The 19313-nt window shown below is 67.7% G+C and carries 15 protein-coding genes; 5 read left to right on the forward strand and 10 right to left on the reverse strand.

Features of this window, described 5'->3' with window-relative positions; translation table 11 throughout:
* The first annotated feature begins 66 nt into the window (after positions 1 to 66).
* Positions 67 to 1071 (forward strand): hypothetical protein, encoded by a 1005-nt coding sequence (locus KOR34_RS05105; protein ID WP_146562794.1) that lies wholly within the window; start codon positions 67 to 69, stop codon positions 1069 to 1071.
* A 108-nt stretch (positions 1072 to 1179) separates the two neighbouring features.
* Positions 1180 to 1920, forward strand: coding sequence for a hypothetical protein (locus KOR34_RS05110; protein WP_146562796.1), 741 nt, complete (start codon positions 1180 to 1182; stop codon positions 1918 to 1920).
* A 13-nt stretch (positions 1921 to 1933) separates the two neighbouring features.
* Here KOR34_RS05110 and KOR34_RS05115 read toward each other — a convergent pair whose 3' ends face one another.
* Genes KOR34_RS05115 through KOR34_RS05130 form a run of 4 tightly spaced genes read right to left on the reverse strand, consistent with a single transcriptional unit; the run spans position 1934 to position 5157 of the window.
* Positions 1934 to 2452: a hypothetical protein gene (locus tag KOR34_RS05115; RefSeq protein ID WP_146562798.1), complete on the reverse strand. Its 519-nt coding sequence runs from the start codon at positions 2450 to 2452 to the stop codon at positions 1934 to 1936.
* 31 nt (positions 2453 to 2483) lie between these two features.
* Entirely contained in the window at positions 2484 to 3497 is a 1014-nt protein-coding gene (locus KOR34_RS05120; protein ID WP_146562800.1) for an ABC transporter substrate-binding protein, read from the reverse strand.
* Positions 3498 to 3532: 35 nt separating this feature from the next.
* Complete coding sequence (locus KOR34_RS05125; protein WP_146562802.1) at positions 3533 to 4357, reverse strand: ABC transporter permease; 825 nt, start codon at positions 4355 to 4357, stop codon at positions 3533 to 3535.
* Positions 4354 to 5157 carry an ABC transporter ATP-binding protein gene (locus tag KOR34_RS05130; protein ID WP_146562804.1) on the reverse strand — a complete coding sequence of 268 codons (804 nt, stop codon included), beginning with the start codon at positions 5155 to 5157 and terminating at the stop codon, positions 4354 to 4356. The genes KOR34_RS05125 and KOR34_RS05130 overlap by 4 nt, the downstream gene beginning before the upstream one ends.
* Before the next feature lie 114 nt (positions 5158 to 5271).
* On the opposite strand from KOR34_RS05130, the gene KOR34_RS05135 reads away from it, so the two are divergent.
* From KOR34_RS05135 to KOR34_RS05145, 3 genes are all read left to right on the forward strand, one after another.
* On the forward strand, positions 5272 to 6672 hold the full coding sequence (locus KOR34_RS05135) for a hypothetical protein (protein WP_146562806.1): 1401 nt from the start codon (positions 5272 to 5274) through the stop codon (positions 6670 to 6672).
* 69 nt (positions 6673 to 6741) lie between these two features.
* Entirely contained in the window at positions 6742 to 7707 is a 966-nt protein-coding gene (locus KOR34_RS05140) for a hypothetical protein (protein WP_146562808.1), read from the forward strand.
* Positions 7708 to 8035: 328 nt separating this feature from the next.
* Positions 8036 to 10126 (forward strand): carboxy terminal-processing peptidase, encoded by a 2091-nt coding sequence (locus KOR34_RS05145; protein WP_146562810.1) that lies wholly within the window; start codon positions 8036 to 8038, stop codon positions 10124 to 10126.
* 671 nt (positions 10127 to 10797) lie between these two features.
* Here the strand turns inward: KOR34_RS05145 and KOR34_RS05150 are convergent.
* From KOR34_RS05150 to lexA, 6 genes are all read right to left on the reverse strand, one after another.
* Complete coding sequence (locus tag KOR34_RS05150) at positions 10798 to 12117, reverse strand: ABC transporter permease (RefSeq protein ID WP_146562812.1); 1320 nt, start codon at positions 12115 to 12117, stop codon at positions 10798 to 10800.
* Positions 12114 to 12806 (reverse strand): ABC transporter ATP-binding protein, encoded by a 693-nt coding sequence (locus KOR34_RS05155; RefSeq protein WP_146562814.1) that lies wholly within the window; start codon positions 12804 to 12806, stop codon positions 12114 to 12116. The genes KOR34_RS05150 and KOR34_RS05155 overlap by 4 nt, the downstream gene beginning before the upstream one ends.
* Before the next feature lie 57 nt (positions 12807 to 12863).
* A complete protein-coding gene (locus KOR34_RS05160; RefSeq protein WP_197531158.1) occupies positions 12864 to 14417 on the reverse strand; it encodes an efflux RND transporter periplasmic adaptor subunit in 1554 nt (517 codons plus the stop codon).
* Between the two features lie 160 nt (positions 14418 to 14577).
* Positions 14578 to 17367: a TolC family protein gene (locus tag KOR34_RS05165; RefSeq protein WP_197531159.1), complete on the reverse strand. Its 2790-nt coding sequence runs from the start codon at positions 17365 to 17367 to the stop codon at positions 14578 to 14580.
* Between the two features lie 132 nt (positions 17368 to 17499).
* The gene (locus KOR34_RS05170; RefSeq protein ID WP_146562820.1) at positions 17500 to 18567 is read right to left on the reverse strand and encodes a calcium/sodium antiporter; all 1068 of its coding nucleotides are present in this window, start codon (positions 18565 to 18567) and stop codon (positions 17500 to 17502) included.
* Between the two features lie 82 nt (positions 18568 to 18649).
* On the reverse strand, positions 18650 to 19297 hold the full coding sequence (lexA, locus tag KOR34_RS05175; protein WP_228714515.1) for a transcriptional repressor LexA: 648 nt from the start codon (positions 19295 to 19297) through the stop codon (positions 18650 to 18652).
* Positions 19298 to 19313: the final 16 nt, after the last annotated feature.

The following is a 19313-nucleotide window of genomic DNA, read 5'->3' on the forward strand; positions in this document are numbered from 1 at the left end:
CCGAGCTTGTTTTTCTCCGCCGGCTGACGCCGGCGGCTCTTGGCGGGGTGCGTGTTATGCTTTGGCATGGAAAGAATCGTTGCAACCGTACTCGTAGTGTGCTGCGCTGGCGCCGCATTCGCCGATTCCTACTCGCTGACAATCGTCACCGACAAGGGCGTAGCGATCACCGCCCCGCAGGAGTGGAGCCGACGACTGGCAAACGCGGGCATCTCGAGCGTGCGTATCCGCAGCGGCCGGCCGGGCGACCAGGCCGACATCGAGGAGACGCCGCTCGCCACGGGGACCCTCTACCGGGTCACCGGGGTGCTGACCTCCGGCGGCAAGCTGGCGCTGCCGGGCGAGAGCTTCACCATCGGGCAAACCGCCAAGCTGCGTGACTACCTGGACCGCGTGCTGGCCGACGGCGCCCAGGCGATGACCGCCGAGCGCGGGCGGTATGGGCTGACCAAGGAACAATTCGAGCACGCGTTCACCGAGCTCGGCAAGCCGATCCGGTTTTCCACCAAGGGCAAGCCGCTCGGCGCGTTGGTCGACAAGCTATCCGCCGAAACCGGCGTGAGCGTGACGATCGATCCGCTCGTCGCCCCCACGCTGTCGCGGCTCACCTGCCGTGACGAGCTGCAATCCCTTTCGTACGGCTGCGGCCTGGCGATCGCGTTGAAGGCCGAGGGGTTGGCGATGGCGCCGGAGAAGCCGCGTGGCAAGCCGGTGCAGGCGGCCATCCGTCTAGCGGGCGACATCGACGACGCCTGGCCCATCGGCTGGCCCACCAAGGCGCGGGGCACCGAGTTGGCGCCGAAGATGTTCGAGAAGATCAACGTCGAGATCGACGGGTTCTCGCTGCAGGAGGCGGTCGACGCGATTGGCCTGCGGATCGAGATGCCCGTGCTGTGGGACCACGCCGCGCTGGACGCCAAGCGGATCGACCCGGCCGAGGTCCAGGTGAAGCTCCCGCGTGCGAACATGGCCTACCACCGCATCCTCAGCCGCCTGCTGTTCCAGGCGAGGCTCCGGGGCGAGGTCCGCGTGGACGAGTCGGGGACCACCTTCTACTGGATCTACCGCTAGCCCCGGGCGCCGACGGGACTCACCAAATCTTCACGCGATAACGCGCGGCCCGCGGCGAAGCACCAGCGCAGAACCAAGAACCGAACACCAGCGAGGACCCTAACAGGCATGGCAGGCACGCAGCTCATCCCCCAGCAGTGGACGCTCCCCGAGGCGATCAGCAAGCGGCTGGGCGACGAGGTCGGCCGCCAGCGCGCCATGGTGCACGACGGGCACCTGCTGCTGGTGCTGCACGCCCCGCCCACCCAGGACCAGGACGCCCGCGAGGGCCGGCTCTTCTGGCGGGCGCCCAGCGGCGAGTGGAAGCCGCAGGCGCTGCGGCACGGCGAACGGGCGGTCGGCGAGCTGATCGACGAGTACGACAAGCTGCTCGACCAGATCGACGCCAGCGAGGACGCCGCCCAGTCGGCGGCCGCGTACTTCGACCTGCTGACGCTGCTGAACCCGCTGGTCCGCGCGTCGCACAACCTGCACCAGGCGCTGCAGCAGGCGCGGGAGGAGCTGCCGGACGTGCGCGAGCTGATCCTGCTCCGCGACCGCGCGTACAGCACGGCCCGCCGGGCCGAGCTGCTGCAAGCCGACGCCCGCAACACGCTCGACTTCGTCATCGCGCGGCGGGCCGAGGAGCAGGCGGAGTCCAGCCGCCGGCAGGCCAAGGCGGCCCACCGGCTGAACGTGCTGGCGGCGTGGACCTTTCCGCTGCTAACGCTCTGCGCGGTGTTCGGCTCAAACTTGGGCCACGGCCTAGAAGCCTGGGACGCCGCGGCCGCCCCCCTGCCAATGCTTGCCGTGGTGGGCAGCGGCCTGCTGCTGGGGTCCATCTTGGTTGGCTACGTCACGCGGCGTTGACGCCGGCCCGCCGCTAGCGGTCGTGCCCGGCTTCTTCGTCGTGGTCTTCGTCGCCATGGTCATGCGCTTCGTGGCCGGCGCCCTCGGGCAGCCAGCTGGCGATCTTCGCCATCGCGACGTCGACCTTCTCGCTGATGTCCGACCAGGCGACCTTGTCGCCGCCGTGCAGCACACCGTCCAGCTTGCTAAACCCGTCCATCAGGTCATCGGCGACGGCCTTTGCCTCGTCGGCAGCCTCGACGCCAGCCTTTTCAGCCAACGCGGGCAGGGCCTTGATAACGGAACCGATGTCGTGGAGCGCGTCGTGGGCGTCGCCGGGCTTGTCCGCGTCAAACGCGGCCTTGATGTCGGCGCCCATGTGCTCGAGCTGCTCGTGCGCCTCGGCCAGGGTGGTGGGGACCTTGAACTCGGCGTGGTCGGCGTGCTCCTCGGCCGGCGGGGGGCTTGGGCAGCCGGTTAGCGCCATCGCGACCAGCGCGGCCACGGCCGACGACACAACACGTTCCAGATTGTTTGCTTGCGGCTTGTTCATCGCCTGTCCTCGTGAGGAAGTATGATTAAGTCTATTGATTGTTCGACTGGTCGGGCGCCAGCTGCTGGCGCCGGTCGAGGCCAACGCCCCGGTTGACGAATTGTAGCGTTACGGCCTTGCCGGGGTCGATCTCCCCCGGCTTGAACACGCCGGCGGCGACCATTTTCTTCAGGAAGCTCTGCACCCGCTCCATCCGCATCGCCCCGATGCCGTTCTCGATGGATTCCCCCGAGTCCACCAGCCCCATCGCCCGCATCTGCTTGAGCGAGAAGGCGATCTGGCCATCGGTGATCGACGGGTTGGCCTGTTTGATCAGCCGGTTGGCCGCGGCGTTGTCGCCGTAGACGTAGCCGTACCAGCCGAGGATCGACGCGTCCACGAACCGCTGCACCAGCTCGGGCCGGTTCTCGATCAGGTTGAGGCGTGTCTCGATGACGGTGGAGTAGCTGTCCCAGCCGTTGTCCGCCAGCAGGAACACCAGCGGCGCCTCGCCGCTAGCCTCCTCCACGCGCATCGGCTCGGCGGTCGCGTAGCCCTGCTGGATCCACTTCTTGTTGGCCAGGAAGGGCGCCAGGCTGTGGTTGTAGGGCCGCAGGTTGCGTTTCTGGAAGCCGTGGGCCGCCTCCATCCAGAGGAAGAAGCTGTAGCGGCCGGTCGCCGCCATCAGCAGCGGCGCGCGGGCCAGGTCCGACCACTCCTCGTAGCCCTGACCGGCGTGCACGATCAGGCACTGCGGGTCCTTTTGCAGCATCGCCGCCACGACCCGCGTCGGCACGCCCCGCTTCGCGGCGTCGAACGCCTGCAGCAGGTTGGTGCCGACCAAGAAGTCGACCCGCCCCGCCGCCAGCAGCGGGCGGTTGTTGATCTGGGGCCCGCCCTGGCGGATTGTGACCTCCAGGCCGTACTCGTCGTACGACCCATCGGCCAACGCCTGGTAGAAGCCGCCCAGCTCGGGCTGGGCCTTCCAGTTGAGAGCCAGGGTAACCTTGTCGGCAGCGGCGGCCGACGCGGCGAATAGGAGCAACAAACAGAGCGTGCGGTGCATCGCTCCACTCTACCAGAGCCTCCTGCGGCTGACGATCACCCCGGCCGACGGTCGGCACGGCGGCGTTCGCGCCACCCCCCCTGCAGCCACTCGCTCAGCAGGTGCGTGGCGAGGTAGAACGCCACGCCCGTGAAGGCGATGACCGCCAGCGCGGCGAACGCCCGCTCGGTGTCCGAGCGGTACTGGGCCTCAAAGATGATGGTCGCCAGCCCGGGGCGTTCGACGGCGGCGGCGGTGACGAACTCCGCGACCACAGCGCCCACCAACGCCAGGTTCACCGACACCCGCAACCCGGCCAGGAAGTAGGGCAGGGCGGTGGGCGCCAGCAGCAGGCGGAGCCGCTGCCACCGCGACGCGCCGTACAGGCGGAACAGGTCCTCGAGCCCGGGGTCGGTGCTGCGCAGCCCAACCGCGGTCCCCGACAGGATGGGGAAGAACGCCACAATCCACGCGCACAGCAGCATCACCCACCGCGGGTCGTGGATCCAGATCAAGAGCAGCGGCGCGATCGCCAGCAGCGGCGTCACCTGCAGCGTGACCGCGTAGGGGAACAGGCTCAGCTCGAGTGTCCTGGAGGTGTTGAACAACGCGGCCAACGCGACCCCACCTGCCACCGCCGCGGCGAGCGCCAGCAGCATAGTCCGCAGGGTCACCGTCCAAGCAGAAAACAACGGTTCGCGGTGGTCCCACATCGCCTGGGCGACGCCGCTGGGCGCCGGCAGCAGGTAGGACGAGATGTCCCACGCGCGCACGGCCGCCTCCCACCCAGCCAGCACCAACAGCCCCAACACCAGCGGCGCCGCGATGCGGAGCAGCCGGTGCACCGCGGCGGAACGCGGTGTGTACTCATCTTTGGTCATGCCCCGCCTCCCGCGGCGGCCGCCGCCGGCTCGCCCATCGCCAGCCGCAACGCCGCGGACGCCTGCTCGCAGAGCTCGTGGTAGCGTGGGTCCGACCTGGTAGCCTCGCCACGTGGGAATGGGAGGTCGATCGGGATGTCCGCCACCACGCGGCCCGGTCGCTGGCTCAGGACTACTACCCTGGTCGACAGGTAGACCGACTCGTACACGCTGTGGGTCACAAACAGGGCGGTCATCTGCCGCTTGCCCCACAAGGCGAGCAGGTCGTCGTTCAGGCGGAAGCGGGTGATCTCGTCGAGCGCCGCAAACGGCTCGTCCAGCATCAGCAGCTGCGGCCGCGTCACCAGCGCCCGGGCGAGGGCGGCGCGCATCTTCATGCCGCCGCTCAGCTCACGGGGGTACGCCTTCGAAAATACCTCGAGCCCGACCAGCCGCAGGGCCTCGTCCACCCGCGGCCGGGCCGCGGAACGTCGCTCGCCCTGCAGCCGCAGCGGCAGGTAGACGTTCTTCCACACGGTCGCCCAGGGGAGCAGCGTCGGCTCTTGGAACACGCACCCGACCGGGGCCGACCGGCCGCCGGCGTCCCAGTGGTGCTCAATCTGCCCGCTGGTTGGGCTGTCCAGACCACCCACCAGCCGCAGCACCGTGCTCTTCCCGCAGCCGGACGGCCCCAGCAGGCTGACAAACTCGCCGGCTTTCACGTCGAGCGACATGCCGACCAGCGCCGTGGTGCCCGTCGGGTAGCGCATGCCCACGTCCCGCAGGGTGAGCAGTGGCGGATCGTGGCAAGCTTCGGTCATACGGGACGAACAGCTGGGCGGGGCAGGAGAGCGGCCGGGTTTCCGCGCCGCCGGGCGGGTATTCTAATGGACAGGAGCTAACTCTCAGTGAAAACCCCATTCGGCGCTGCCCGCATGAAATCCTCGGATCTCTGGAAGAAACTCCCCACCGCGGCCGAGCTGCTGGAGAACCCCCGCGTGCGGTCGGTGGTGGACCGACTCAACCCGTCGGTCGTGACGGCGCAGGTCCGCACCTTCCTGGACGATGTCCGCGCCGACCTGGCGCACCGCGCGGAAGAAGCCAACCTGCCCTCCTTCTCCGAACTCGCCGACCGCGTCAGCCGCTACCTGTCGGGCGCCGACGCTTACCAGGTGGGCGGGGCGATCAACGCCAGCGGGCGGTTCCGCGGCGGGCCGTGGGTTTCAACGCCGCTGGCCGAGGCGGCGGTCGAGCGGATGCTGCTCACCGCCCAGGACTTCACACTCAGCCAGCAGGAAGGACGCGCCGACGAGGACGCGCGGCGGCTGCTGGTCGAGCTGACCGGCGCCGAGGCGGCGGCCCTGTTCACCTCGCACGCCGCGGCCCTGCAGCAGGCCATGGAGACGCTCACCACGGACTCCCGGCTCGTGATCGCACGGGGCGAGGTGGGAACGGTCGAGCGCAACTGCCGGGTAACCGACCTCAGCATGGCGGCCGGCGTGACGCTGCTGGAGGTGGGCGCGGCGGACAGCGTGCACCTGAGCGATTACGAGCAGGCGCTCGCCGGCGGACCGGCGACCGTGCTGCGGATGGGGAGCTCAACCGGCGCCGACGCCGCCTGCCGCCCGACCCTGGAAGCGTTGATCCAAGCCGTGAAGGCCCAGGGCGGCGTTGCGGTTGTGGAGCTCGGCGCCGCTCCGGTGCAGTCGATCGCCGGGCTCGCGACGCTGCTCCCGTCGGTGCAGGAGGCCATCGGTTGGGGCGCCAGTCTGGTGCTGGTGCGGGGCGACGGTTTGGTCGGCGGCCCCGCCTGCGGCGCCGCCGCCGGCGACGCCGCGGTCATCGAACGTCTGCTCGACTCGCCGCTCACCGCGACCCGCCGCGTCGACGCGTGCCGTGCAGCGGCGCTGGCCGCCACGCTGCGTCTCCACTCGGATGCGGAGCGGGCCGCGCTCAGCATCCCGACCCTGACCCTCGTGACGGCGCCGATCGACAACCTCAAGTCCCGTGCGGAGCGTCTGGCCCCGCAACTGGCCGTTTCGCCGCGGTTGGCTGCCGCCGAGGCGGTGGAACTGCGGCCGGCCCCCGTCTGCGGTTTACCGGTCAGCGCGCCCTCGTGGGGCGTGCGGCTGCGGCCCCAGCAGGGGGATGCGACCCAATTGGCCGATCAGCTCCTGAGCGGCAGCCCGGCCGTGGCGGGGCGGATTGAGGCGGATTGCGTGGTGCTCGACCTCCGCACCGTCTTCCCCCGGCAGGACCTCGACCTGGTTGCACTGTTCGAGCCGGCGGATCCTGCCGGCTCTAGCGATGATCCGGCCCCTCCGCCGGTCGATTGACCCGCAGCGGGATCCTATACTTGTGCGTTTCGGGCCGGCGTCCGCCGGCCGCCCCTACGCTGCGACCCCATGCCGCTGCCAACGCCCCCCCACCCCCGACCGACGCTCTGCCGCCCCCTGCTGGCGCTCGCCGCGGCGTGCGCACTGGCGTTGTTCGTCCCCCGTGACGCGCACGGCCAGGCGCCCGAGAAGGCCCCCGCCAAGCCCACCGTGCAGCAGGTGGTGACCGAGAAGGCGGTGGTGGTCAGCCCCCCCTCGCCGGAGCTTCCCCCGGCGCCAACCTCGCTCAACTTGCCGCTGGACAGCCACCCCTGGGCCCGGTTCGGCGTCGGCGCGTGGCGAACGCTGCGGACCGTCACCGAGACGTTCGACGAGACCGGCAAGTTCCTCACCCGCAGCGAAACCCTGCACACCGACAAGCTGGCGGAGATCGCCGCGGACAGCTACACGCTGGAGAGCACTTCGATCGTTGAGGTCGGGGGGAAGCGGCTGCGGGGCGCAACGCAGGTGATCCGCCACAGCCTATTGACCGACCACACCAGCCAGACGCCCATCACCGTAGAGCTGCCCGCGATCGACATCAGCCTCAGCGGCAAGACCGTCCCGTGCCAGCAGTGGGGGCTGAGCTACGGCGAGGGCCCCCAACGCCGGCTCGAGACCCTCTACTACGCCCCAGAATTCCCGCCGTACCTGCTGCGTCGCGAGGTGTCCGCCCCGGACGGCAGCTCGGCGGCGGACCTCACCGGCGAGACCACCAGCGTCTTGGCCGTGGACGTGCCGATCCTGCTGGACGGCGGCATGGTCGGCGGGTACCGCCAGCAGGTGCGGTCGACCGCTGGCGCCAACCAGGTCGAGACCATGGAGCTGCACTGCGATCTCGCCCCGGGCGGCCTGGTGCGGGCCTCTTCCACCGAGCGGGACGCCAGCGGCCGCCGCGTCCGCTGGGTCGTAACCGAGCTCGAGGAGTTCGGCGACGCCGACGAGAAGCCCAAGTCGGAGCGGCGGTGGCGTCTGTTCCAGCGCCACGCACGCTGAACACCCGGCCACGTGCTTGCGTAGCTAGGGGAAGCCTGCCCATCGGTCATCGGGTTATGCGGATTGCCGAGGCGACACGTCGTGTTGCCTGGATTTCGCGGCGCCGGTACCATGGGTAAGTTGTTTCAACAAGGACAGTTAGGAAGAGCCGAGGCCCCGTCGCTGCGTGGTCGCCGCGCAAGGGCCGCCCCCCTCCGGGCATCAACGCCCTGACCCCACGCGGCCACACCCCCACCGCGACTCGCAGGGCGGGTCGCTATTGCCGCCGGGGCCCCAATCGCCGTATTGTCCGGCGACAGTTCCCATCCAACGACGGAGATACCTCCTTATGCCCAACGTCAGCCAGCGTCCACACCAGGCTCGTCAGTGGCGTCGCCGCTCGGCACTAGCCCTGCTCTCGGCTCTGCTGGTGACCGCGCCGTTCGCCTACCAGGCGATGGCACGGCCGACCCAGCCCGACGCCGAGGACCGGCAGATCACCAACATGGTGCGGTCCCGGATGGAGAGCTGGCACCTGACGGGGCAGCGGGTCGACGACACCGTGAGCGAGCGGTGCATGGACTCGTTCCTCAAGGCGCTCGACCCGTGGAAGCTGTACTTCCTGCAGTCGGACATCGACGAGTTCCACCAGAACCGTCACAAGCTGGACGACCTGATCCGCGACGCCGACGTTTCTTACGCGTACAAGATCTTCTCGCGTTTCCTCGCGCGGGTCGAAGAACGCACCGCCACGGCGCTCGAGCAGATCGACGTGCCGCACGACTTCACCGTCGACGAGACCATGATCCGCGACCGCGACGACACCACCTACTCGCGCACGCCCGAAGACGCGGCCGAGCGGTGGCGCAAGCGGGTCAAGTTCGACATGGTGGTCCAGCTGGCCGACGGCAAGGAGATGGAGGAGGCCAAGACCAAGCTCCGCAAGCGGTACGACAGCGTCCGCAAGCGCTGGTTCGAGACCGACGACGACGAGCTGCTCGAGCTCTACCTGACCTCGATGACCTCAGCCTTCGACCCGCACTCCAGCTACATGTCGAAGTCGACGCTGGAGGACTTCGACATCCAGATGCGGCTCGAGCTGGACGGCATCGGCGCAGCCCTCCGCAGCGAGGACGGCTACACCACCGTGCAGGAGATCATCGCCGGCGGCGCCGCCGACCGCGACGGCAAGCTCAAGGAGGGCGACATCATCGTCAGCGTCGGGCAGGGCCCCGCGGGCACGCTCGAGGACATCGTCGACATGAAGCTCCGCAACGTGGTGAAGCTGATCCGCGGCAAGCGCGGCACCATCGTGCGGCTAGAGGTCAAGCCGGCCGACAACCCCAAGGAGCTGAAGGTCTATGAGATCACCCGCGACCGCGTGGAGCTGAAGAACCAGGAGGCCCGCGGCGCCGTGATCAACTGGGGCCGCAAGCAGAACGGCGAGGCCTACAAGATCGGCGTGATCTCGCTGCCGAGCTTCTACATGGACATGGACGGCGCCCGCAAGGGCCTGCCGAACTACCGCAGCACCACCCGCGACGTGTCGCGGCTGCTGCGGGGCTTCAACCAGCAGCACGTGGACGCGGTGGTGGTTGACCTGCGGTTCAACGGCGGCGGCTCGCTGCAGGAGTCGGTCGCGATGACCGGCCTGTTCATCGACCGCGGCCCCGTGGTGCAGGTGAAGGGCCCGGACGGCCGCAGCCAGCCCCACGACGACGACGACCCCGGCATGCTGTGGAGCGGCCCGCTGGTGGTCATGACCAACAAGTTCAGCGCGTCGGCCAGCGAGATCTTCGCCGGCGCCATCCAGGACTACGGCCGCGGCGTCGTCGTGGGCGACGAGTCCACCCACGGCAAGGGAACCGTGCAGCAGCTGTTCAACCTGGCCGAGCTGCTGTTCGGCCGCCAGACCCAGAAGAACTGGGGCGCGTTGAAGCTGACCATCCAGCAGTTCTACCGCCCCGGCGGCGACAGCACGCAGAACCGCGGCGTCGTGTCCGACGTGGTGATCCCGTCGCTGACGCAGCACATCGAGGGCATCTCCGAGCGGGACCTCGACTACGCGTTGTCGTTCGACCAGGTCCGCGAGCTGCGGCACGACCGCTTCGGCATGGTCAACGGCACCATCAAGAACGAGCTGCAGCGTCTCTCCAGCGACCGCATCACGCAGTCGCCCGACTTCAAGAAGGACCTGGAGCGGATCTCCCGCTACGAGGAGCAGAAGGACGAGAAGACCGTCACGCTGAACCTCGATAAGTACCTGGCCGAGAAGGCCGAGCTGGACGCCGACAAGGAGCAGGAGGAGCAGTTCGAGAAGGCGACCGACTCCGACCGCCCGGTGTTCGACATGGAAGAGCACTACAACAAGGAGGCGATGTCGATCGTCGCCGACTACCTGCGTCTGCTCGGCGAGAAGAAGCTGGCCGTGGCGCGGTAGCGAAGCCTCCGGCAACCAAAACCTCACCCGAGCCCAAGGCCACGGCCCTGGGCTCGGTTTGTTTGGTGGGTCCTCTTGACGGTTGTTCCTGCCCGAATCCTCAGACGGGGCGAACTCGAGCACCGCGGCGCCGTCGGAGGTCTATGGATCTCAATCTCTGCGTCTCCGCGCCTCTGCGTGAGATTCCCAAACAGACTCACGCAGAGGCGCGGAGACGCAGCGGGGGAGCATGGGAGAGGGCAGAACCGATCCGTTGCGAAGCCCGATTTCTTACGACTGGCTTCTGCTTGCTCCTCTAGAACTCCGTCGTAGAAAACGGCCATCCGGCGCGGTCCAATAGTGGGTGCGCCCACCCCTCCGCTACCCGAAAGGGGGCTCAGCGAGGTGGGGGCGAGGGGTTTTCCACGCACCTGGTATGGGCAGCGCCGGGCGAAGCTTTGTCCGCGCGGTGTGAGCGAGAACGGACAAAACCCACCCGCCGCGATCGGACCATCAAGCGCAAAACGTTGCCAAAAAGGGACTTACGGCGACCCAAGGCAACGACACGCCCAGAGTTTTGTCCCCTCCGCGCGTGTTTTTGGACAAAACCCGGGCAGACAATACGCCGCACCCGGCGTTACCGGTGTGCCCGCCGAACGCCCTCGTGGCAGCCGTGCTCGAGGGGGGCGGGGCTACTCGTGCCGCAACGCGACGATCGGGTCGAGCGCGGCTGCTTTCGTCGCCGGGTAGACGCCGAACAGCACGCCGACAATCGCCGAGATAAGGAACGCCAGCGGGATGGACCAGCCCACCAGGATCGGCTCGACCGTGCGGATCAGCTCGGGCAGCGACTCCATCTGCGAAGGGAACTGGTAGAACAAGAAGGTCCGCAGGGCAATCGACAACGGCCGGCAGGCGAGCCCGATAAGGATGCCGAGCAGCCCGCCGACGACCGACAGCACCACGCTCTCGGTGAGGAACTGCTGCACGATGTCCGACTTCTTGGCGCCCACGGCCCGGCGGATGCCAATCTCGCGGGTCCGCTCGGTGACGGTCGCCAGCATGATGTTCATGATGCCGATGCCGCCGACCACCAGCGAGATCGCCGCGATCAGCCCCAGGAACAAGATGAACATGAGCTGCGTGGTCCGCGCCTGCTGGAGCAGCTCCAGCGGCACCGTCACGCCGAAGTCCCGCTGAGGGTGGTAGGCCTCGACCGTCTGGCGGAGCACGTCGGCGGTCTTGAGCACGTCGGTCTTGTTGGCCACCTTGGCCGTGATCTGATCGACCTCTTTGATGTCCTGCTGAAACTGACCGGGCTTCTGGATGATCTCCATGTCGCCGTTTCGGCGCCACAGCGTCGAGATCGGCACGTAGACGTCGCCGGAAAAGTCCTCGGCCGCCAGCGAGCCGCCAACGCCGGCGGTCGGGTCGCGGGGCGCCACCACCCCGACCACCTCGTAGAACTCGTCGTCGATCATGACCGACTTGCCGATCGCGCCGTCGATGGGGAACAGCTTCTTGGCGACCTCGTACGCCAGCACGCAGTAGTTGCGTTCCTCGTCGATGTCCAGGTCGGTGAGGAAGCGGTTGTCGGGCCGGTCCACGAGCGTCAGACGCACCACATCCTTGTAGTCGGGCGTGCAGCCGACCAGGCGGCCCTCCATGCGGCGGGTGCCGTGGCGGAACTCGCGCCGGAGCTCGCGGATCGGCAGCACCGACTCCAGGGTAGGGATCGTGTCGCGGATGCGGTGGTAGTCGTCGCGGGTGAGCCCGTACAGCCCGCCCTCGAAGTCGTCGCTGGAGGGCTTGATGGTGCGGACGATGATGTTTTGGGCGCCGAGGCCGGCGATCTGCTCCTGCGACTTGGCGCTGATACCCTCGCCGATCGCCAGCAGCCAGATCACGCTCGACACACCGATCAGGATGCCCAACACGGTCAGCCCGCTGCGCATCGGGTGCATCAGCAGGCTCTTGACGCTCATCCGCAGGGTGCGGCCCCAGTGATTCATGCCCGCCTCTTGTCGGATTGCACCTGGCCGTCGCGGAGGACGATGGTCCGCTTGGTCCGCTCGGCGACCTCGTCCTCGTGCGTGACGATAATCAGCGTGCGGCCCTCCTGGTTGAGCTCGTCCAGCAGGTGCAGGATGTCGTCGGTGGTCTGCGAGTCGAGGTTGCCGGTGGGCTCGTCGGCCAGGATGAAGCGGGGGTCGTTCGCCAGGCTGCGGGCGATCGCCACACGCTGCTGCTGCCCGCCGGAGAGCTGCGTCGGGCGGTGGTCCATGCGGTTGCCCAGCCCGACCCGCTTCGCGAGCTGCTCGCACCGCTCGCGGGCGCCGCGGCCGAGCCGGCCGCTGTAGTAGAGCGGCAGCTCGATGTTCTCAACAACGGTCAGCGACGGGAGGAGGTTGAACGATTGAAACACGATGCCCAGGCTGGTGGCGCGGGTTTCTGCCAGCTGATCGTCCGCCATGCGGGCCACGTCGACACCGCCGAGTTCGAACGACCCCGAAGTGGGGCGATCGAGGCAGCCGAGCAGGTTCAGCAGCGTGCTCTTGCCGGACCCCGACGGGCCCATGATCGACAGGTAGTCACCCACCGGAACGTCGAACGATACGCCGCGGAGCGCTTTGACGGTCTCGCCGCCGACGACGTAGTGCTTCTGCAAGTCGTGGATGCTGACGGCGTCGGAAGAGGTCATCGCGGCTGCGGAGCGGGACTTGCGAGCGGCCGTGCTCGCAGGGGAGGGCGTGGCGGTTCAGCCGCCGGCGGCGACGGGTTTGGAGGCCGCGGCCGCGACCTCTCCCTGGCCCTGGCCTTCGGAAGGCGCCTCGGGGCCGGGTGCCTCTTCAGCGGGGGCGCCGCGTCGCTGCTTCTTGGGGATCTCGGGCAGGTCGACGTGCGCCAGCAGGTCACGCGGGTTCATCGCAACCCGGTCGCCCTCTTCGAGCCCCGACTCGATCACAAAGAACCGGTCGTTGGTCGGGCCGCACACCAGCTCCCGAGCCTCGAGGCCATCGCCGCTGGGGACGAAGCAGTAGAACTTTTCGCCGTGCGAGTAGACCGCCTGAACCGGCGCCTGCAACGCGTCGGGGGTGCTGATGGAGTTGATCGTCACGCTAGAGGTCATGCCCGGACGCAGCCCGTCGACCGCGGTGAGCAGCTCAACGAACGCCTTGTACTCCTTGACGTTGGCCTTACGCCAGCCGGAGGGCTCGGCGTACTGATTGATCCGCGACACCCGACCAGGCAGGACCATGTCGTCCATCCCGATCGGCTTGATCTGGGCCGGCATGCCGACCTGCACGTACTGCACGAGCGACTCGTTAATGGTCAGCTCCACCCGCATCCGCGAGGTGTCGGGCAGGCGGATGATGGTCTGGCGTTCGCGGACCTCGGCGCCCTCCTCAACGATGAAGTCGTTGTCGCCGCGGCGGTCGCTGACGTGTGCGTACTTGACGATGCCCGCCCTGGGCGCGGTGATCACGCACTTCTCGATCTGGTCCTTGATCTCTTCCAGCTTGTCCGACTCGAGCTGGAAGCTGTTCTTCTCGGCTTCCCACTTGGCCTTGGTGATGAGGATGTCGCTCTCGAGCTGCTTGAGCATCTTGGCCTTGGTGAAGTCGTCCAGCACGCGGAGCTTAGTCTTGGCGGCCTCCAGCTCTTTGCGGGCCTTCTCGACGGCGAAGGCGTCGGCCTCCAGCTGCAGGTCGTTCACGTAACCTTTGGCGGCCAGCTTCTTGCTGTACTGCAGGTACTCCTGGGCCCGGGTCAGGTTCTCCTCGGCGACGAACACCTCGCTCTCGATGGTCTGACGCTCCTGCACGTACACGCCTTCCAGGTACTCCTGCTGGGCGATGACGGCGGTTTCGTAGAGGTTGCGGGCCTCGACCACCAGGGCCTCGGCGGTATTCACCGCGATCTGCTGGGTGGTTCGTTCTTCGCGGAGGGCCGAGGAGTCGAGCTCCGCGAGGAACCCGCCCTCTTCAACCTGTGTGCCTTCGGGGACGAGCCGCAAGATCGCCAGCCCTGGCGTGTTTTGGGTCTTCACCTCCGAGCGGACCTCCGCGTCGCCCACCGACTCGATCTCGCCACGCTCGGTGATCGACAGCTCAAAGTCCTTGCGCTCGATGTCGTAGAACACGATCTCGTCGTGCAGCGTCGGTTGGCTGAACGACGGGGCGTAGTTGTACACCGCGAAGGCGCCGGCGCCGGCAATGGCGAGTGTCACCAGCCACAGGAGGGCGGAAAACCCACGGCGGTTCCTGCTGGCAGCCGTCCGGCGAGCGACTTGGTTGCGGTGGTGTGTCATGACGATCCCTGCTCGGTTTACCATCTCGGGGAGGCAGCCTGGGGCTCGAATCGCCCCAACCCCTTGGTATTTAACCATTATAGGCGTGCCAGGCGCCGCATGCCCACCGGGTTTTCTGGCGCGAAACGGCTGGGACTAAGCCCAGGTTGCTGGCGACTGTTTACTCTTTCTCGGCTCCCACGGGCGGCAGCCGACGCGCCCGGTCCGCCGCCTGCTCCCATGACGCCAGCCGCACGGTTGGTGGCTTTTCCAGCTTGCCAAGCTCGGCCGGGTACTCAAACACCGCTGGCGGCGACAGCTGGCTGTCCGACTCGATCTCCTCTGGGAAAACGACCCAGGGCCGCGACTCGGGCGAGCCGGGCAAGGCCGACAGGAAATCGCGGAAGGGCGTCTCAAGCGGGATGCGGATACCGCGTTCGTCCACCCGCATCAGGCCCAGGTCCCACTCGAGGCTCAAGCGCTGGACCTCGTTGTTTACCCACACGCTGAGGAAGTCGTTCTGCACGTTCAACAGGTCGGACAGCGCCTGCACCAGGTCGCGGGCAGTGGTGTTGCTAAGCGCGGCCTCTTCGCCCGGCTTGGGCGGTTCGAAGAGGCGGAGCTGGGTAATGTCCACCTGCGCGATCGCCACCAGCACCGCCTCGCGGCGGAGTTCCAGGTTGATCTCGTTGAGCCGCACCTGCCGCAGCGTGGCCCGCAAGCCCTGGTACAGCCGGTCCACATACCGGTAGTAAGCCCGCCGGCCCTGCTGGTACTCGATAAGCGATTGCACGTACACATTGCGTTCGCTGAGCCGCGTCAGCGGGGCGTCGAACTGCACGCCTACACGCAGCCGCCCGTTGGAGCCCCGCAACGCCAGCGGGTTGTCGCCCACGTTGCCGATGTCGCCGCTAAACACGACGTCCAAGTCGCTGCGGAGGTCGTTCGCATTGAAAGTAACCAGCCGCCAGGTGTCGACCAGCGCGGCGCGGGCGTTCATCCAGTCCCGGCGGTAGTAGCTGGCGATGGCCAACGCCTCCTCGGGTGTGAGCTCGGTCGGTGGGGTGTCGACCGCGTCCAGTCGAGCACGCGCCTGCAGCAACGAGAGCTCAAGCAACGCCGACGAGAGCTGCGAGGTGGCCTCGCGGAGGGATTGCACCTCGGCGCCGGCGGTCTTATCGGCGGCGTCGGCCACCTCGGATACCCGAGCAGACAGACGCTCGACGCGTTCGGCGACCGCGTTCAGGTCGGCCTGGAGCTGCCGGAACCGCTCGTCCAGACGATCGGTCGAGAAGATCCCGGGGTCGATGCCGGCGGCGGCGACCTCCTCCCACACGGCGAGTTGCTCCAGGTGCTGACGGCGGCTGGGCAACGCCTGCTCCAGTCTCGACACGTCCTCGCGCACCACCGCCAGCTGTGCGACCGCCTGCTCGGCGATCCGCTCGAACTCGCTCTGCACCAACGCGTGCTCGTCGGGCAGCGGAACCTCTTCCAGCGCCGGTTCGGCGGGGAAGGGCAGGGTGTTCGGTTCGGCGGGCTCGTTAGGGACCACGTCTTCGCCCGGCTCGTCGACGTCGCCGCGGATCCGTTCCCGGAGCTCGCCGGCGGCCAGCGTGGCGTCGGTCTGCAGCGCGACGAGCGACTCGTCACGCAGGTTGAACTTGCTCAACATGTCGTCGGTGAGTAGCAGCGGCAGGTCGGGCGGCAGGCCCAGGGTGATCTTGAAGTTGTCAAGCGATCCCTCCTGGCTGGCCTCGCTGCTCAGCAGCTGGCTCTGCGCGTTGTAGAGCGCCTGCCGGGCGAGGTCGACCTGGAAGCGATCGATCCGTCCCGCCTCGTACGACGCGACCAGCTGCTCGACGCTCTCTCGCAGAGCCGCGACATTCGCCCGCTGGTTGCGGAGCACCTGCTCGCTCTGCAGCAGCCCGACGTAACCGCCGGCCGCGGCGGCGCCGGCGCCGCCGGTGAAGCCTCCGCCTCCTCCTCCTCCGCCCACGCCGAAGTTGCCGCCCACGCGGCCGAAGCCGCCGCCGCCAACACCGGTGAAGCCCTCCAGACCCGCCCCACCGAAGAAGCCGCCACGGCGGCTGGCGCCGTCGCCCGCGTCGCGGCCGATGGCGATCTCCAGGTAGTAGCCGCTGCGGTAGCGTTCCATGCTACGCACGTTGGACAGCAACGCCCGTTCGGCGATCGTCAGCCGCTCGAGAACCACAGCCCGCCCGGCGCCGCGGAGCAGCGGCTGCACCAGGGTAAAGTCGAGCAGCGTCGTGCTGGCGTAGTTGTCGGGGCCGGAGAACTGCCAAACCAGCGAGTTAGCCAGTCCGACCACCAGCTCGCTGCCGGTTGCGCCGAGCTTCTGCAGCCGCGTCGTGCCGTTGAGCGGCGCTACCGCAAGCGTGCTGCCCGCCTGCCCGGTACCCGAGCGGACGTGCCCGTCGGAGGTGTAGAAGAGCGTCGAGCCGCCGAAGAACTGCGTGTCGAAGCGGAACCGTTCAAACGTAACGTCGAGGGCCGAGAGGTACAGGTCTTCGACCTCTTCCTGGTAGTCGGGCGCCTGCAGCAGGGCGGTCTGGACCGCGGCTGGCAGGTCCAAAACGAGCCTCCCCTCCGCGTCCAAGGGGAGGTACTCGGTCCAGTTTGGGTTCTCGACAAACGGCGTCTGCTCGGCGTCGCGCCACTGCCAGGCGCCGCGTTTGCCGTCGACCACTTGGAGGATGGTGTTCGACGCTGGGTCGTCAGGCGGCATCGGCGGCCGGTCCGGGTCGTTCGGGTCGAACATCCGGGAGGCCGGGTTGATGCCGATCCGGTAGCGGCCCGCCTCGCTGCCGGCCAGCATGGCCTTCTGGTCCACAACGCAATTGGCCTGCGCGTCTGCCTGGACGCGGTAGTGCGCGCGAGTGCAGCCGGCGGCGGCCGAGAGCAGCGCCGCTAGCAATCCGAGGAGTCTCAGTTCTGTTCGCCCGTTGCCCATCACGCCCATGTGTAGAGGTGCGTCGCCGGGCGCGCATGAGGTGCGCCCCCTCTGCAACATTCGGGCGGGCGGGGCGATCGACTTTACCGGATGCGCAAAGCTTGCCGGAATCTGAGTGCAAGCAGCGACGTGCTAGCTGGCCGTGCGGCGTCCCAACAGCCCGACAGCAAACGCAGCCGCTAGCAGCGGCAGGCAGAAGCACGCGGCCTCGAACAGCCCGGGTTCGATCGAGTTGGCTGCAGCCCAGGCGATGTATGCGGTGTACGCCACGAACAAGAAGAACATCGCCAGCCCTTCGATCCGCGAGATCGAGTGGCCGCTCATGAACACCGGGAGGCAGGCGAACGACACCGCCGCCATCACCGGGATGTCGAACTGCAGGGCGCGGGTGCTGACCGCCACCCCCTCAGGAGCAACCAGCGCCGAGATCCCCAGTACCGCTAACACATTGAGGATGTTGCTCCCAACAACGTTGCCGACCGCCAAGTCGCGGTGGCCCCGCATCGCGGCCACCAGCGAGGTGACGAGTTCCGGCATCGACGTACCGATCGCGACCACCGTAAGCCCGATCACTAGCTCGCTAACGCCGAACCATTCCGCCAGCCGCACGCAGCCGTCCACAAGCAGGTTCGATCCGCCGACCAGCAGCACGAGCCCAATCGCCACCTGCGCCAGGCTGATGCAGATTGACTTCCAAGTTGTCGGGTCGCCATCGGGGATGATGTCTTCGAACTCTTCGGCGAGCTGTCGACTCTCCTTCCGACCCTGCTTGATGGTCCAGTAGAAGTAGCCGCACATAGCGAGCGTCATCAGCACGCCGTCCAGCCGACTCAGAGAACCGTCCCAGCCGATTACGAGCAACGCTACCGCCGCGGCGAGCATCACCGGAAAATCGAGCTTGAACAGCCGCGCCTGCACGGCGAGCGGGAAGAAGATGGCGGAGAACCCGAGGATCAGCAGCACATTTGAAAGGTTGCTGCCGACGGCGTTTCCAATGGCCAGGTCGGTGCTGCCATTGAGACAGGCCTGGACCGAGACAGCCAGTTCCGGCGCGCTGGTGCCGAACGCGACGACGGTCAGTCCGATGACCAGCGGCGACACGCTCGCCGCCGCAGCTAGCGACGACGCCCCCCGCACAAGCAACTCCCCACCGGCTATCAGTCCGACCAGACCAGAGAGAATCAGCAGGGCAACGACCAAGGGGGGCCTCGTGGGGTCCGCGGCAGCTCAGAAAGGGCTAAATCCTAGCCTTCTTGCCGGCGGTCGACTACCGAGACCACGCTCACCCCACCTGGCGGACGACCCCCGTGACCACTCCGAGCACCTGCGCCGTGCGGCTGTAAATCGGCTGCATGCTCGAGTTGGCGGGTTGCAGGCGGATGCGGTTCGATTCGGGGAACCAGTACTTAAGGGTCGCCTCGCCATCGTCGGTGATTGCGACGACGATATCGCCCTTGTGGGCGGTCTTGGTGCGTCGCACGATCACGACGTCGCCGTCGGCGATCTGGGCCTCGATCATCGAGTCACCACGCACCCGTAGGGCAAACTGGTTCTTCTTCGCCGGGAACCACTCTTCGAAGCTAAACCGCTCTGCCTGCTCGATCGCTTCGGTGAGGCTACCCGCGGCAACCTGACCAACCAGCGGAATGCCTTCCTCCTCGCGGCTTGCATCGGTCAGCTGAATCGCCCGCGACATGTTCGGCTCGCGGGTGATCAGCCCCTTTTTCTCCAATGCCTTGAGGTGGCACATCACGCCGTTGGGCGAGTTGATGGAGAAATGTTCGCCAATCTCGCGAACTGTCGGGCCGTAACCCCGGTTCTGAATCAGGCCGCGGATAAAATCGAACACCTCCCGCTGGCGGGGAGTTAGCTGCTCCAGCGACATGAAAAAAGCCTCCGAAATGCGTAGAATCCAGCCCTGCGCAGCCACGGCGGGCCGCACCAAG

This window comes from Posidoniimonas corsicana, from assembly GCF_007859765.1.
In the GTDB taxonomy this organism is placed as follows: domain Bacteria; phylum Planctomycetota; class Planctomycetia; order Pirellulales; family Lacipirellulaceae; genus Posidoniimonas; species Posidoniimonas corsicana.